At 45.9% G+C, this 15,766-nt stretch carries 18 protein-coding genes and 1 riboswitch; of the genes, 17 read left to right on the forward strand and 1 reads right to left on the reverse strand.

Going from position 1 to position 15,766, the window contains the following annotated elements; all coding sequences use genetic code 11:
* Positions 1–72: 72 nt before the first annotated feature.
* The 4 genes from MKY85_RS00115 (at position 73) to rsmI (ending at position 3,030) form a co-directional block, all read left to right on the forward strand.
* Complete coding sequence (locus tag MKY85_RS00115) at positions 73–873, forward strand: stage 0 sporulation family protein (RefSeq protein ID WP_053778939.1); 801 nt, start codon at positions 73–75, stop codon at positions 871–873.
* A gap of 28 nt (positions 874–901) precedes the next feature.
* Positions 902–1,270 carry a DNA replication initiation control protein YabA gene (gene yabA / locus MKY85_RS00120; protein WP_017691386.1) on the forward strand — a complete coding sequence of 123 codons (369 nt, stop codon included), beginning with the start codon at positions 902–904 and terminating at the stop codon, positions 1,268–1,270.
* A gap of 95 nt (positions 1,271–1,365) precedes the next feature.
* The gene (locus tag MKY85_RS00125; protein WP_342571524.1) at positions 1,366–2,145 is read left to right on the forward strand and encodes a tRNA1(Val) (adenine(37)-N6)-methyltransferase; all 780 of its coding nucleotides are present in this window, start codon (positions 1,366–1,368) and stop codon (positions 2,143–2,145) included.
* On the forward strand, positions 2,146–3,030 hold the full coding sequence (gene rsmI, locus MKY85_RS00130) for a 16S rRNA (cytidine(1402)-2'-O)-methyltransferase (RefSeq protein WP_342571525.1): 885 nt from the start codon (positions 2,146–2,148) through the stop codon (positions 3,028–3,030).
* 205 nt (positions 3,031–3,235) lie between these two features.
* Here the strand turns inward: rsmI and MKY85_RS00135 are convergent, their stop codons facing one another.
* Positions 3,236–3,490 (reverse strand): AbrB/MazE/SpoVT family DNA-binding domain-containing protein, encoded by a 255-nt coding sequence (locus tag MKY85_RS00135; protein ID WP_024633700.1) that lies wholly within the window; start codon positions 3,488–3,490, stop codon positions 3,236–3,238.
* Between the two features lie 317 nt (positions 3,491–3,807).
* Here MKY85_RS00135 and MKY85_RS00140 point away from each other — a divergent pair, with 317 nt between their 5' ends.
* The 13 genes from MKY85_RS00140 to glmU all read left to right on the forward strand — a co-directional run bounded on the left by MKY85_RS00140 (position 3,808) and on the right by glmU (position 15,707).
* Positions 3,808–5,085 (forward strand): HD domain-containing protein, encoded by a 1,278-nt coding sequence (locus MKY85_RS00140; RefSeq protein ID WP_339238919.1) that lies wholly within the window; start codon positions 3,808–3,810, stop codon positions 5,083–5,085.
* Positions 5,086–5,418: 333 nt separating this feature from the next.
* On the forward strand, positions 5,419–6,189 hold the full coding sequence (locus tag MKY85_RS00145) for a TatD family hydrolase (protein WP_339238920.1): 771 nt from the start codon (positions 5,419–5,421) through the stop codon (positions 6,187–6,189).
* Between the two features lie 241 nt (positions 6,190–6,430).
* A riboswitch (cyclic di-AMP (ydaO/yuaA leader) is annotated at positions 6,431–6,684 on the forward strand.
* Positions 6,685–6,955: 271 nt separating this feature from the next.
* The gene (locus tag MKY85_RS00150) at positions 6,956–8,140 is read left to right on the forward strand and encodes a ubiquitin-like domain-containing protein (RefSeq protein WP_339258163.1); all 1,185 of its coding nucleotides are present in this window, start codon (positions 6,956–6,958) and stop codon (positions 8,138–8,140) included.
* A 155-nt stretch (positions 8,141–8,295) separates the two neighbouring features.
* Complete coding sequence (gene rnmV, locus MKY85_RS00155; RefSeq protein ID WP_150364162.1) at positions 8,296–8,841, forward strand: ribonuclease M5; 546 nt, start codon at positions 8,296–8,298, stop codon at positions 8,839–8,841.
* Positions 8,842–8,845: 4 nt separating this feature from the next.
* Complete coding sequence (gene rsmA, locus MKY85_RS00160; RefSeq protein ID WP_339238924.1) at positions 8,846–9,748, forward strand: 16S rRNA (adenine(1518)-N(6)/adenine(1519)-N(6))-dimethyltransferase RsmA; 903 nt, start codon at positions 8,846–8,848, stop codon at positions 9,746–9,748.
* 59 nt (positions 9,749–9,807) lie between these two features.
* A complete protein-coding gene (gene yabG, locus MKY85_RS00165) occupies positions 9,808–10,704 on the forward strand; it encodes a sporulation peptidase YabG (RefSeq protein WP_339238925.1) in 897 nt (298 codons plus the stop codon).
* A gap of 153 nt (positions 10,705–10,857) precedes the next feature.
* The gene (locus MKY85_RS00170; RefSeq protein ID WP_053778931.1) at positions 10,858–11,133 is read left to right on the forward strand and encodes a Veg family protein; all 276 of its coding nucleotides are present in this window, start codon (positions 10,858–10,860) and stop codon (positions 11,131–11,133) included.
* 248 nt (positions 11,134–11,381) lie between these two features.
* The gene (locus MKY85_RS00175) at positions 11,382–11,558 is read left to right on the forward strand and encodes a small, acid-soluble spore protein, alpha/beta type (protein ID WP_017691375.1); all 177 of its coding nucleotides are present in this window, start codon (positions 11,382–11,384) and stop codon (positions 11,556–11,558) included.
* A 149-nt stretch (positions 11,559–11,707) separates the two neighbouring features.
* Entirely contained in the window at positions 11,708–12,562 is an 855-nt protein-coding gene (gene ispE, locus MKY85_RS00180; RefSeq protein WP_026081373.1) for a 4-(cytidine 5'-diphospho)-2-C-methyl-D-erythritol kinase, read from the forward strand.
* A gap of 97 nt (positions 12,563–12,659) precedes the next feature.
* A complete protein-coding gene (purR, locus tag MKY85_RS00185; protein WP_017691373.1) occupies positions 12,660–13,487 on the forward strand; it encodes a pur operon repressor in 828 nt (275 codons plus the stop codon).
* Positions 13,488–13,675: 188 nt separating this feature from the next.
* Positions 13,676–13,960: a septation regulator SpoVG gene (gene spoVG / locus MKY85_RS00190; protein ID WP_017691372.1), complete on the forward strand. Its 285-nt coding sequence runs from the start codon at positions 13,676–13,678 to the stop codon at positions 13,958–13,960.
* Positions 13,961–14,043: 83 nt separating this feature from the next.
* Entirely contained in the window at positions 14,044–14,238 is a 195-nt protein-coding gene (locus tag MKY85_RS00195) for a hypothetical protein (protein ID WP_339238927.1), read from the forward strand.
* Positions 14,239–14,306: 68 nt separating this feature from the next.
* Positions 14,307–15,707: a bifunctional UDP-N-acetylglucosamine diphosphorylase/glucosamine-1-phosphate N-acetyltransferase GlmU gene (gene glmU, locus MKY85_RS00200; RefSeq protein ID WP_342571526.1), complete on the forward strand. Its 1,401-nt coding sequence runs from the start codon at positions 14,307–14,309 to the stop codon at positions 15,705–15,707.
* Positions 15,708–15,766 lie beyond the last annotated feature (59 nt).

The following is a 15,766-nucleotide window of genomic DNA, read 5'->3' on the forward strand; positions in this document are numbered from 1 at the left end:
TAACTTCGGCCGGTTCCCTAAGAAGACGGGGCTTCAGACGAAGTGGGGTTGGCTTACAAGGGGGTTAATTTTTTGTACAGTGTAGTGGGTGTCCGTTTCAAAAAAGCGGGCAAAATTTATTACTTCGATCCCCTGGACCTTCCCATTGAGAAAGAAAACTGCGTTATCGTGGAGACAGCGCGGGGGGTAGAGTACGGTAAGGTTGTCGTTGGTAAGAAGGAAGTGGGCGAGTCCGATGTGGTGTTGCCGCTGAAGAAAGTCATCCGCGTTGCGGGCGAGACCGATGCCCGTGTGGTTGATGAAAATAAGCGTGCAGCGAAGGAAGCATTCGGTACTTGTTTAAATAAAATCAAAGACCATGGCCTCAAAATGAAGCTGGTCGATGTGGAATTTACGTTTGATCGCAATAAAATCATATTTTATTTTACAGCTGAAGGAAGAGTCGATTTCCGGGAGCTGGTCAAGGATCTGGCAAGCATATTCCGGACACGAATCGAGCTGAGACAGATTGGTGTACGTGATGAAGCGAAGATGCTTGGCGGTATCGGACCTTGCGGCCGTGTATTGTGTTGTTCTTCCTGGCTGGGAGACTTTGAGCCGGTATCAATCAAGATGGCTAAAGATCAGAGCCTGTCACTGAATCCGACGAAAATTTCAGGGTTGTGCGGAAGACTCATGTGCTGTCTGAAATTTGAGCATGATAACTATGAAAGTGTGAGAGAAGAACTGCCAGCTGTAGGCAAATTGGTCGTCACCTCGTTGGGTGAAGGAAAAGTTGTCGGAATTAATGCCGGTAGCCGCACAGTCCATGTTCAACTGTTCGACATCAGTAAAGTCAAAGAACTTCCGCTGGATGACGTCGTTATCAAGTAAACCATAAAGGTTGCTTCGGGGTGGAAACTTGGAAAAGAAAAATCTGTTTACGCACATTCATGAAATGGAAACCCAACTGGGTCAGTTGCACGGTGATTTAGGAGAGTTAAAAATGATTGTGAAGGAGCTGCTTGAGGATAATCAGCGGCTTACCATCGAGAATGAGCAATTACGCAAATTGCTCAAACGTGAGGCTCCGGCAGATCTGCCAATCTCCTCAGCACTCGCTCCCGTAGCAAGACCAGCAGGTCCGGCTACAGGTGAAGACGTTGTGGGTGAAGGGTATGATAACCTGGCTCGGTTGTATCACGAAGGCTTCCATATCTGCAATGTCTATTATGGACATCTGCGGACGGAAGGCGATTGTCTGTTCTGCCTGTCTTTTTTGAATAAATGAAGTGACCGTAGGGATCCCCTACGGTTTTTTTTCAAGGTTACAAACCTAAACTTAACAAGCATGAGATATAGAGTACCGGAGGATGAGCGTACCATATGAAAGCAAATGAAGTCGTGTTGCATGAGTCAGAGCGGATTGATGATCTACTCTCTCATGATTTAAGAATCATTCAAAGTGATGAAGTGTTCAGTTTTTCGATGGATGCGGTATTGTTAGCCCGATTTGCTTCCGTACCTAAACGCGGTCGTATACTTGATTTGTGTACAGGTAACGGGGTAGTTCCCATTTTGCTTACAACGCGTACACAGGCTAGTCTGGAGGGAATCGAAATTCAACCTCGTTTGGCGGATATGGCTCGTCGCAGCGTTAAATTAAATGCACTGGACGAATCGATTATGATTCGTGAAGGTGATTTGCGAGAATTGGTGAAAGAAACGGGACATGCTGTATACGATGCAATAACGGTAAACCCCCCTTATATGCCCCTGAATGGCAGTGACCTCAAAATGAACACACATCAGGCAATGGCACGTCATGAGATCGGGTGTACCTTGGAAGAAGTGATCCAGGCTTGCAGTCGACTTGTACGTAATGGCGGCAAAATATCGATGGTTCATCGTCCACAGCGACTTGCAGAGATTATCTCGCTCATGCGTGAGTATAAGCTGGAGCCGAAACGAATTCGGATGGTACATCCCCGTGCTCATCTGGAAGCCAACATGGTATTAATTGAAGGCATGAAAGATGGTAAACCGGAAGTAAGGATGCTTCCTCCACTCATTGTCTACAATGAAGAGGGGAAATACTGCGAAGAGATTATGGATATTTACTATGGCCAGCAACATGCTGAGCGTACTACGAAAGGAGGACTATAGATGACTTTGCATATTCAGAAAAGCTATGCGGAGCAGCTTGAAGGATCAGGCAAGCTGTATCTGGTTGGAACACCCATTGGTAATCTGGAGGATATGACCTTCCGAGCCATCAAGACATTGCAGAGTTGTGACATCATTGCAGCAGAAGACACACGACAGACCCGGAAGCTACTCACTCATTTTGAAATTACACCTTCGATGCTGTTTAGTTATCATGAGCATAACAAGGGGGCAAGTGGACCTGAACTGATACGCTATATAATAGAAGGAAAAAATTTGGCACTCGTCAGTGATGCTGGTCTGCCAGCCATTTCAGACCCGGGATCCGACCTTGTACAGCTTGCACTGGAAGCCGGAATAACGGTCATTCCCATCCCTGGACCCAATGCTGCATTGTCTGCTCTGATCGTGTCCGGATTACCGACGGAGCGTTTTACATTCGGCGGTTTTTTGCCGCGGGAGAAAAAGGACATGCGAAAAGTGCTGGAGGCTTTTGACGAATCCAACGGGACTTTGTTATTTTATGAATCACCTCACCGTATTCGGAAAACATTAGTCCACCTCGAAGAAATTCTGGGTGATCGCTCCATTGTCCTGGCTCGTGAACTAACCAAGCGTCATGAGGAATTCGCAAGGGGTACTGTGAAGGAATGCATAGACTGGCTTGAAGAGCATCCACCTCTTGGCGAGTACTGTTTGCTGGTGGAAGGTATTAAGGAAGAGGAGCGTAAGGCTGAGCGCGAAGCATGGTGGCAGCTGATGTCACTTGCGGATCATGTCAGGCATTATGAGGGTGAAGGATATAACCGCAAAGATGCGATGAAAAAAACGGCAACGGATCGTGGTCTGACGAAGCGGGATGTATATAATGCGTTAATCGAGTAGCCAATCTAACCCAATATCTTCTGTTATGGGGAACATAACCTGAAAAGGACCTTATATTCAACATTCATGTAGTTTTTGGGTAATAGAACCCATAACAGGGCAAAAAAATACCTTCCGCGGTGGGGTTCACACCGGGAAGGCTATTAAGGAATATTAAAAAGGTTAGAAATAACAATTTAGATAAGTCCAGTATACCTGGTTTTTCTTATTTTGTCACAGGTGCAGGGATTTCGGAAATACATTCGTTACAAACAATTTTACCTTTGAAGTAAGTAACGTTCTCTGCATTACCACAGAAGATACAAGCAGGCTCATATTTTTTCAACATGATGCGCTCGCCGTCAACATAGATTTCCAGAGCATCTTTTTCACCAATACCGAGCGTACGGCGCAATTCGATTGGAATAACTACCCGTCCCAGTTCGTCCACTTTTCTTACAATACCTGTTGATTTCATCATTATAATCAGTGCTCCTCTCAGCTAACTATCATTGTCATTATTCGACATTATTTTATGTTTTATGATACTCATCATACCAACGATTCCCAAAACAGTCAACCTTAAAATTAGCTTAAAATTAAGGCTGTTTTTCACAAGGTTACTGGTGGTAAGGGATTGGCAGCCTTTTTTCGCATTTAAACAACAATGCCAAGTTTGTCGATTTGGAAAACGACAAAACTACGTTATTCGACAAAGTTCGTCATAAAGTGTCGAATCTTAGGTGAATCGTGGAGCTCAAAGCGTTAATATAAAAGAAATTAAAGGAGTGAATCGACATGGAACAACGACTAACGGAAGAGAAAGTATTCAAAGATCCGGTACATAATTATATCCACGTGCAAGATCCGGTTATATGGCAGTTAATTAACACCCCGGAATTTCAGCGTTTACGCCGGATTCGCCAACTCGGTACTTCTTACCTTACTTTTCACGGAGCAGAACATAGCCGGTTCTCACATTCACTAGGTGTTTATGAAATTACACGCAAGATCATTTCTCAATTTGAAAGAAGTCATTATTCAGATTGGCCGAAGGAAGAAAAGATTGTAGCTCTGTGTGCAGCTCTGCTTCATGATCTCGGGCATGGTCCATTCTCTCACTCCATCGAGGAAGCTTTTGACATGAATCACGAAGATTGGACTTGTCGCATTATTACAGGTGATACCGAAGTAGGGGCGATCTTAAGACGGTATGCTCCTGATTTTCCTGAGAAAGTGGCATCTGTCATTCAAAAAACGTACGAAAAGCCGATTGTGGTGAACTTGGTGACCAGCCCGCTTGATGCAGACCGAATGGACTATTTGCTTAGGGATGCTTATTTTACAGGTGTAAATTACGGCACGATTGACCTTGATCGCATCCTTCGGATGCTGCGTCCCTATCATGGACGAATTGTAGTCAAGGAGTCAGGCATGCATGCTGTGGAGGATTACCTCATGTCTAGGTATCAGATGTATTGGCAGATTTACTTCCATCCGGTAACTCGTAGTTCTGAAATTCTATTGCGGCAAATATTCAAGCGAGCAAAAACACTCATACAGCATGATTTTCAATTTCGCTTCATGATTGATCCACTCCCTCAATTATTTGCAGGAGAATTATCCGTAGATGAATATTTGCAGTTGGATGAAGCATTAATTCAGACGGCATTTACACAGTGGCGAAAGGAGGACGATACTGTTCTGAGTGAGTTATGCGAACGTTTTATGGATCGCAAGTTATATAAGTATGTAGAGCTTGAACAGGTCGACTTGACAATAATAGAAGAGATTCGGGAGGCTTTTGTACAGGCAGGCCTTGATCCCGAATATGATCTTGAAATTGATTTTCCTTCCGATAATCCGTATGATGTTTTTCGTCCGGATGAATCCACGGATAAGCAGATTCTTCTTCTGGATCGACAGGACAATTTACGTGAGTTGTCAGAAGTATCTGACATTGTCCGTTCCATCAGCGGGCTTCACCGGGGGAAACATCATTTGTATTACCCGCAAAACAAGGTGGATGCGATTATTCATGAATTACCGTCACATATACGCCCCTATTTCTTGTAATCGTGTGGGTATAATCCAATGAAGAATTTAGATATCAAAAGACTTTCAAAAAGAGCTATTTTTCATGATACAGTAATCTGCTTTAATGGGGAGTATATGTAGATCGACATAATTTTGTAAATACAAGTAGGCAAAGTTAGCACAATCAGCAATATGTAGATCAGAATATCCTTATATCTTCTATATATTGTAGTTGTGAAGAAACAAACGTAATGATGTAATATACAGATTGCCCAAAATGTTTTATGTATGAGTCATTGAAAAATTTGAATTTCACCAATTAAAATTTCAAAAGAAGATAGTCGTTATTTCGACATGAAGGGAGATACAGACATGATGCTGTTCGACACACATACACATCTGGATGCACCACAATTCGACGAGGACCGCGAGGACATGATTCAGCGTGCTGTGGATGCAGGAGTTGGTCGCATGATCAACATTGGCTTTAACCGGGAGACAATTCCAACCACAATGAAACTCGCTGAAACGTATGACTTTATATATGCAGCTGTAGGTTGGCATCCCGTAGATGCGATCACAATGCAGGAAGGGGATTTGGAGTGGATTGCATCTTTATGCAAGCATGAAAAAGTGGTGGCAATCGGTGAGATTGGATTGGATTATCACTGGGATACTTCACCGAAGGAAATACAGCATCGCGTATTACGACAACAAATTGCCTTGGCGCGTGAAGTGAACATGCCGATTGTCATCCATAATCGGGATGCACATGAGGATATCATAAGAATTTTGCGTGAAGAGAAGGCGAGTGAAGTTGGTGGTGTGATGCATTCGTTCTCTGGCAGCTGGGAAACAGCAAAAAGTTGTCTCGATATGGGTTTCCATCTCTCCTTCGGAGGACCGATTACATTCAAAAACGCAAAGCAACCCAAAGAGGTGCTAGCGAAGGTTCCGATGGACCGATTTTTCATTGAAACCGATGCTCCGTATTTGACACCTCACCCTTATCGCGGGAAACGAAATGAGACAGCGCATGTACGTCTGGTTGCAGAGGCAGCTGCGGAAATTAAAGGCATTTCGGTGGAGGAAATTGCTGCAATAACCACCAAAAATGCCATGGAACGATTTGGAATTCGTTAAAAAAACGAGCAAATGAGGTGAAAAAGGCAGGTAAGCGGAGTTAATTTGCCCTTTGATCCAAATAAATCAAGAATATTACAATATTTTAACCAAATATTCAGAAAAACGTACTTGATCAACGCTTTACAACATGCATCAAAACAGGATATCATCTTTTCAGTGAATTGTTGTGCGGAAAATTGGACAGATGTTCGGGGGATGAACAAAGGGACACTTTCCGATGAAACAACATTACTTTCATGAATCAGTCTCGCTGAGTCTCCGTTAACGGAGAGCGGGGGAACCAATAGGGCTTAAACATCGGTGTATTTGGCCGATGCGCAACGTTCGCTGACCCAAAAGCAGCGAAGGGAACTGCGAAGCCGTATTTGATTTCTTCTTTGGGTCTCGGGGTGAATTCAAGGGCGTCCGCCATGAGCGGGTGACCCAAGATAGGGCGGCTCTCTTTCGCCCGAACCCGACAGCTAACCTCGCAAGCGGAAAAAGAGAGGCAACCTCGTGCATGAATTTCCGATATTCAAAATCATTCGGAAGCCACGAAAGAGTTCCTCTTACACTCTTTCTTTGGCTTTTTTGTTTTTGAATAAAAGAAATGTTGTCATCATACGGTAGGTATTCAGGAGGATGACATCATGTTGCGAAGATTGATTCATGGTGCAGAACCGATCAGTTGGTCCGATCTGTGTTCTGTAGAAAATTTGGTATAGTCACGTCAAAGACATCATGCGTTACTTTAGACGGCGAGGCTATGAAGGAGGACGGAGAAGTGGGCACATTCCAACCAGAAGAGACCCATGAGTCACGATCATCCAGTAAGTCTTTCGCGTTGCGGTGGAAGCATGAGAACATGCGTCAAATGGCATTGATCGCGATTTTCTCAATTGCGCTTACAATCATGATCTTGTTAGTCGTTTACGGTCAGGCCGGGAAACAAATTTCACTGGTTATTGATGGCAAAGCTCAGGTGGTAGAGACTCGTACAGGAATGCTTCAGGAAATGCTGGAGGAGCAGTCGATCACAGTCAGCCCTCACGACAAGGTATCCATGTCCATGAACGGGGCGATTACAGATGGAGACCGAATCGTTATTGAGCGGGCCGTTCCAGTTAACATTACGGCAGACGGAGACACCAAGACTCTGTATACAACGGATTCATCCGTAGAAGATGCAATTCAAAAATCAGGTATTCAAGTTGAAAGTAATGATAAGGTGTATCCGGCGCTTGGAACTGCGATCAAAGCAGATATGAAGATCCGTGTAGTGCGCGTAACAAAGCGTACAGTGGATGTAGAACAACCAATCGCTTACAAAGTAATTAAAACGGCTGACCCTAGCTTGTACAAAGGGGATAACCGTGTCGTTGTGAACGGCAAAGAAGGCACACTTGTACAGCACATCGAAAAGGTATTTCAGGATGGAGAATTGGTCTCCAAAAAAATGGTCGGCAAATCTGTCGCGAATAATCGTGTAGATAAAGTGATTGCTGTCGGCACCAAAGCAAAACCTGTTGTGAAAAAACCAGAGATTCAGACCGTATCAGCTCAAACTTCAACAACGAAGAAGGCTACAACAACGAACTCGAAGAAAACATCTGCCTCGGGCAGCAAAGTGATTACCGTATCCGGGACTTCTTTTAAATATTCCAAAGTACTTAAGAATGTATCCATGACTGCCTACTCTTCCGAAGAGCCTGGCATTGGAACCAAAACAGCTTCCGGTACTCGTGTAACGGAAGGGCGCACCATCGCGGTTGATCCCAAAGTCATTCCAATTGGCTGGTGGGTATATATCGAAGGTCTGGGATTCCGTCGTGCGGAAGATACAGGCGGTGCCATTAAAGGCAACAAAATTGACGTATATTATGACAGTGTGAAGCATGCCCTGAATTTTGGACGCAAGAAAGGCAAGACGGTCTACGTGATCGGTCCGGTGAAGCCGGAAGCGAACTAAAATCGTTTTACTTTGAAATGGGAATGCTATAAAATAGTTGCATGAATGATTCATGCGGAATATGCGGCGGAGGGGTCTGAATTCAGTCTCCCCCGCCGTTTGGCAGAGAAGAGGATATTCCTCTTCTTTTTGCGTTAGAAAGGAAGAAATGGAACATGATAAAAGAAGTCATTGTGGTGGAAGGCCGTGATGATACGGTAGCCATCCGTCGGGCTGTGGAAGCCGATACCATAGAAACAGGTGGATCAGCCATCAACCAACGCATTCTGAAGCGGATTGCGCTTGCTCAGGAGAGACGGGGAGTCATTGTACTGACAGATCCGGATCATGCCGGCGAACGCATTCGTAAAATCATTGCGAATAAGGTGCCTGGTTGCAAACATGCTTTCATTCCGGAAGCCGATGCCACACGCAAAGGGGATATTGGGGTGGAGAATGCCTCACCGGAGGCGATCCGTCATGCTCTGGCACGCGTACATACTTCATACGAAGGCGCTCCTAGCCTGATCGATTGGGAGGACCTGATCGCGGCAGGACTTATTGTGCATCCGCAGGCTGCGGCACGTCGCATGGAGATGGGCAATCTGCTGGGTATCGGATATTGTAACGGTAAGCAGTTCCACAAACGTCTCGGTGTATTTCAGATTACACGGGAAGAGTTCTCTACAGCATTAGCGCAAATTGAACGTGAAGGATTGTGAGCATATGAAGGATATGGAAGAGACGATAGAAATTGCAACGCCCAAGCGAACCAAAGAAATTATTCAAAGACACGGATTCTCATTTAAGAAAAGTCTAGGTCAGAACTTTTTGATCGATCAAAATATACTGAACAAAATTGTTAATGCAGCCGATTTGGACGAGTCCAAGGGCGCTTTAGAGATCGGACCGGGTATTGGAGCCCTTACGGAACGATTGGCCCGGGTAGCGGGTCCTGTCACAGCCGTAGAGATTGATCAGCGCTTGATTCCCATTCTGGGAGAAGTGATGCAGCCTTATCCGAATGTACGTGTGCATCATGGTGATGTGCTGAAGCTTGATCTGGCTGAACTGTTCCAAAGCGATTTTGCATCGGTGGACAAAGTCAGTGTTGTGGCTAACCTGCCTTATTATGTAACGACTCCAATTATGATGAAACTGTTGGAAGAGAAGCTGCCAGTGGACAGCATTGTTGTCATGATCCAAAAAGAAGTGGCTGAACGCATGGCTGCTGCACCGGGATCGAAAGACTACGGCAGTCTGAGCATCGCAGTTCAGTACTACAGTATTCCTGAGCTTGTGTGTATTGTGCCACCGACGGTCTTCATTCCCCAACCTAATGTGGAATCAGCTGTCATTAAGCTGAAGGTGCGTGAGCAACCACCAGTTGAGATTCCCGATGAAGCACACTACTTCGAAGTGGTACAGGCTTCTTTTGCCCAGCGGAGAAAAACAATCTCGAACAACCTGAAGGCTCGTTTCTTCACAAAGGAGAACCGGGAACAGGCAGACATTCTGCTAGAGCAGGCAGGTATCCAACCATCCCGACGCGGAGAGACGTTAAGTCTGCAGGAGTATGCTACACTCAGCACCGTAATGTGGGAAGCAGGGGTACGCGCAGCATTATAAAATTCGAATGAACCAAACCGGGTCTCTGCCCATACGATGGGGTAGAGGTGATTACGTTGATGAATATCGGAGACTTGGTCGTTCGGAAGTCATACGGCGGCGATGTGACTTTTCGGGTGGAAGGCCTTCAGTTGGATGCTGCGGTCATTAAAGGGACTGAGTTCCGGCTGCTTGCCGATTCCCCAGTGGACGATTTGATACAGGTTCCTTACGAACCGCAAAGCGCCAAGACCAGACAGGCGCATATTAAAGCACATCAGACCCTTTCCCGCCTGCAACAGATTCGTATGGAACAGGCTGAGCGGAATCGTGAAGGTCTGGTACAGGACTGGTCTGCTCAACAGGAGCCGGCTTATTTTGAAATGCCGGGAAAGGTGCTTCATCTGGATGGTGATCCGAACTATTTGAAAAAAAGTATGGATCTCTATGAGCAACTTCGTGTTCCCGCAGAGGGACAATACGTTCATGAATCGGCAATGGCAGATACCTTATACCGTTTATTACCCAAAGTACGTCCAGATATCGTGGTCATTACGGGTCATGACGGGGTGTTAAAGACACGTCAGCCCTATGACTTATATAGTCTTGGTAGTTATAAGAACTCGCAAAATTTTGTGGCGGCCATTCAGGTGGCCAGACAATATGAACGCCATCTGGATGCACTCACTATTGTGGCAGGGGCCTGTCAGTCCCATTTTGAGGCACTGCTGCGCGCTGGAGCGAACTTTGCCAGTTCTCCAGGCAGAATCCTCATTCATGCACTTGACCCGGTCTACGTGGCAGCCAAGGCTTCCTTCACATCGGTACGGGAAACGGTCAACATGAATGATGTGCTGCACAATACGATCAGTGGTAGCCAAGGTGTGGGTGGTGTAGAGACACGGGGGAGCTACCGGGTAGGCCTGCCGGGGCTGAATGATTTATCTACGCTAAAAGTGAACCCGTCGGCAGTCTGATGTAGGCCATTTAAAGTCCCAATTTGGGGCTTTTTTTGTTTGCAAAAAAATTCATTGACAACAACTTTTTGATGCTGATATAATAATTAGTTTTGATTTGACAATGACTGTAAAATCCGGTATAATGGACAAGAAAAGAGGTGGTCGTCGACAATGGCTAAAAACACGCTGTTGGATATCAAACGCAATCTCGATGCACATATTGGTCAGAAGATTATGCTGCGGGCTAATGGTGGCCGCCGTAAGACCATTGAGCGTACGGGTGTATTGGAAGAAACGTACCCTTCTGTTTTTATTGTTAAGCTTGATGAAGAGCAAGAAACCTTCAAGCGAGTATCTTATAGTTATGCGGATATACTTACGGAATCGGTGGAAGTCATGGTTTTTGACCCGGGCAGCCAGACGCATAGCTCCTATATGGAGACGTAAGTATCGTTGTACAGGCGATTCGCCCCTTGGGTGGATCGCTTTTTTATGTCTACAAAATCACCCATTTATCTTCTAAGGTAACCCATACATACGCAGGAATGAGTGAGGGGTGGTCGCGGCATACTATATGGACAGGTGAAGAGCAGTTTCTTAAGCAATGAAGGAAACTTCAATTGGCCTGATGCAAGATGTCCAAAACGTGAACGAACTCATTACATTATGATGGATACTTTGGAGGAGGATGGTTCATGAGTCGCAGAAGAAGAAGTGTCATGTCCGAGGATCTGAAGAATGAGCTCGCGAAAGACCTGGGCTTCTATGATACGGTCCAACAGGAAGGTTGGGGTGGAATCAAAGCCAAGGATGCAGGAAACATGGTGAAAAGAGCCATTCAACTTGCTGAGCAGGCTGCCCGCAAATCTTAATCCGGTTCAAGCAGATTGAAAAGTGGGGAAATCCGTCAGGGACAACCCCGCTTTTTCCCCTTAGATGCGGAATAGAAATGACTTGACAGCCCCATTTTGATATAATATGTTAAGTTGTCTTAGGGAAAAGGTGAGGACGGGTGAACGCCTTGAAAATTTACGAAAAAGCGCCTGCTAAAATTAATTTGATGCTGGACGTTTTACATAAAAGAAGCGATGGATTCCATGAAGTTGAAATGATCATGACCATGGTCGATCTTGCTGATCGGCTGGAAATGTCGGAGCTGCCGCGAGATACCATTTTCATCTCCAGTCAGGCGGGTTATATCCCGCTGGACGAGAAGAATCTGGCTTTCCAGGCAGCCAGACTGATTAAGGAGCGCTATAACGTACGTACGGGCGTCCATATTCATCTGGATAAAAAGATTCCAGTTGCAGCCGGCCTTGCCGGAGGCAGCAGTGATGCAGCAGCAGCTCTGCGTGGATTGAACCGTCTGTGGAGATTGAATATACCGGATCACGAACTGCAGGAGCTTGGAGCTGAACTCGGTTCGGATGTTCCATTCTGTATCACAGGAGGGACTGCACTCGCTACAGGTCGTGGTGAGAAATTGACTCCTATTCCTAATCCGCCGCAATGTTGGGTAATTCTGGCCAAGCCTCCAATCAATGTGTCTACGGCCGATGTATACGGACGGTTCCGCAGTGACAAGATTGTTCGTCATCCGAGTGCGGCTAAAATGGAACAGGCGATTCGCAACCAATCCTTTACGGAAGTCTGTGACCAGATGGGCAATGTGCTTGAAGATGTAACGTTGAAGCTGTATCCGGAAGTTCAGCATCTGAAGGATGCCATGATTCGGTTGGGCGCAGACGGTGTGTTGATGTCCGGTAGTGGTCCAACGGTATTTGGACTGGTCTCCAAAGAATCCAAGGTTGCCCGGATATACAATGGCCTGCGTGGTTTCTGTAAAGAAGTGTACGCTGTACGTATGTTGACATGAAATTCGCTTTTATAATGTACAAACACGTATAAAGGTGGTATATTTTTAAATAATTATTCGGATTTAGATGTTTCCGTGATCGTGAGGATGGATCTCTGTGAAGAAGTTAAAACGAAGCGCAAGGCTGGTTGAAATGACGCAATATTTATTGTCCAGACCGCATACGGTTATTCCGCTCACCACATTTGCCGAACGTTATGGTGCCGCAAAGTCTTCAATTAGTGAAGATTTGGCGATTATCAAGGAAGTGTTCGAAGAAGGTGGCTCAGGAGAACTGCATACACTGGCTGGAGCAGCCGGGGGAGTAAGGTGGATTCCGAAGGTATCCCGAGAACTGGCACTTGCATTTGCGGAACGGCTCTCGACCCAGCTCGCGCAACCTGATCGGATCTTGCCTGGAGAATACCTGTACATGTCCGACTTGCTTGGTCAGCCCGCATTGATGAATGAAGCCGGCAAGATCTTTGCAACGGCCTTTGGCAATATGAATATTGATGTGGTAATGACGGTAGAAACCAAAGGAATTCCACTGGCTTATGCGACCGGAGCCCAGCTCAACCTGCCTGTCGTGCTCGTACGCAGGGACCATCAGGCTACAGAAGGATCGGCCGTAAGTATCAATTATGTATCCGGGTCCCATAAAAGTCTGCATACCATGTCCCTGTCTCGTAGGGCGATGCGTGAGCATTCCAGAGTACTTATTGTGGATGACTTCATGAAGGCCGGGGGTACGGTGCAAGGAATGATCGATCTTTTGGCCGAGTTTAATGCTACAGTTGCCGGGGTAGGGGTACTGGTGGAATCTGGTTCTGTAGATTCAGAAGAACGGCTGTTAACCGATTACGTATCTCTCGCGAAGCTGACAGCGGTTGATGCCAAGAGCAGACAGATTTCCGTCAAGCCTGGCAACTATTTTGACCTGTAGAAAGATGACGAATGTTATGTCGTTAAAGGGTCTTTTCCATCGACCTGGCACTAACGTTGTCGAATTGTGTATTAAATAAAAAAATTCCTGAAATTAGGAAATTTTTATGGTTATAAAAAGAAGGAGTTCGTATATGCCGTGTGGAATTATACACCAAGTTCTGATGGAAAAAGGTGGTGAACACACACATGCAAATTACGGATGTCAGACTCCGCCGTGTTAACTCGGAGGGGAGAATGAAGGCTATCGCATCCATTACCATCGATAACGAATTCGTCGTTCATGACATTCGTGTCATTGATGGTAACAACGGAATGTTTGTTGCTATGCCGAGCAAGCGCACTCCTGATGGAGAGTTCCGTGATATCGCCCACCCGATCTCTTCCGGTACGCGTGAGAAGATTCAGGCAGCAGTTCTGACTGAATACGATCGTGCTGCAACTGAGGAAGAAGTCATTGAAGAAGGTGCCTGAGAACATTATTGGGGTTCGAAGGAAAAGAGAGCCATGTCTTATGGCTCTCTTTTCTTTTTGATCGGAATAAGATATATTCAGTATTGAGTTTATTAGCAGAGAACAAAAAGCGCATCGTGCGCTTGGTGGCAGGGCGGCATCTTAGGAATCATTGGGATTCGGTTAAGCTCGCAGGTACACGGCGTATACATATAGGTCACATTTCGTTGGTGTCCGCGTTGTTACGTGTGATTACAGAGACAGCAGGCGATGAACAAGACCGGCGTGAAGCCGGCTGAACGATACTCATTGGATATAGATAAGCAATGCATTTCAATGGGTTTTTCAGAACAGGAGGTCGTTAACTTTGAAACGAATGGCAATCGTTCTTGCCGCAGGGCAAGGCAAACGAATGAAGTCAAAATTGTACAAAGTACTGCATCCCGTATGCGGTAAACCTATGGTTGGACATGTGCTGGATGCAGCACTCAGCGCAGGCGTTGAACGCAGTGTGGTAGTTGTCGGCCATGGTGCCGAAGCGGTGCAGTCATTTTTAGGTTCCAAGGCGGAGTATGCACTCCAGGCGGAACAACTGGGCACAGGACATGCAGTACAGCAAGTTAAATCCTTGCTTGGTGGCGAAGCAGGATCCACAATTGTGGTCTGTGGGGATACACCGCTCGTGACTCGTGAGACATTGGAAGGTCTGATGAATCACAATGAGAGTCGCGGGGCGGCAGCTACAGTACTTACGGCTCAGTTGGACAATCCCAAAGGCTACGGCCGAGTAATACGTGGAGAAGATGGTTCCGTACAGCGGATCGTAGAACAAAAGGATTGCAACGAACAGGAAGATGCTGTGAATGAGATTAACACAGGCACATACTGCTTCGATAATACAAAATTGTTCGCTGCGCTGGATAAAGTAACGAACCAGAATGCTCAGGGAGAATATTATCTCACAGACGTAATCGGCATTTTGCGTAATGATGGAGATGTGGTTGAGGCTTACATGTCGGATGACATCGCGGAATCCATCGGGGTTAACGATCGATTGGCACTTTCGCAAGCAGAAGCCTTCATGCGTGAACGTCTCGCTGTACGTCATATGTTGAACGGTGTTACAATCATTGATCCGTCATCGACATATATCGGAGCGGATGTTACGATTGGAGCAGATACAGTATTGTATCCGGGGACAATTCTCAAAGGCACAACTTCGATCGGCGAAGCATGTCATATTGGTCCTCAGGCAGATGTGGAAGACAGCGTTATTCAGGACGGAGTTACAATCAAACATTCGGTGTTATCCAATGCCGAAGTGGGTTCTGATGCAACGGTTGGTCCATTTGCTAATTTGCGTCCAGGAACTAAACTGGGTCGCAACGTAAAAATTGGTGACTTTGTTGAAGTGAAAAATGCTACAATTGACGAAGGTTCCAAAGTATCTCATCTCAGCTATATTGGGGATGCCAAAGTAGGGAAAAACGTAAATGTTGGATGCGGGGCAATAACTGTCAATTATGATGGTTATAATAAGGCTGTAACGACGATTGAAGATGATGCTTTCGTAGGTAGCAACGTCAATCTGATTGCACCAATTACGGTAGGAAAAGGCGCTTATGTCGTTGCTGGCTCTACCGTTACCCATTCCGTTCCCGAGAATGATCTGGCCATTGCTCGTCCACGTCAGGAGAATAAACCTGGTTATGCGGAGAAGATTCGCGGACGTGCCAAAGCCAAGAAACAAAATGCCAAACCCCAATAAGGGGTTTTGATAACAAGATTGCCTCCCGAAGATCCGGGAGGTGCCGACATGTCGCAGAC

Source organism: Paenibacillus sp. FSL R5-0749 (assembly GCF_038595085.1).
Lineage (GTDB): Bacteria > Bacillota > Bacilli > Paenibacillales > Paenibacillaceae > Paenibacillus.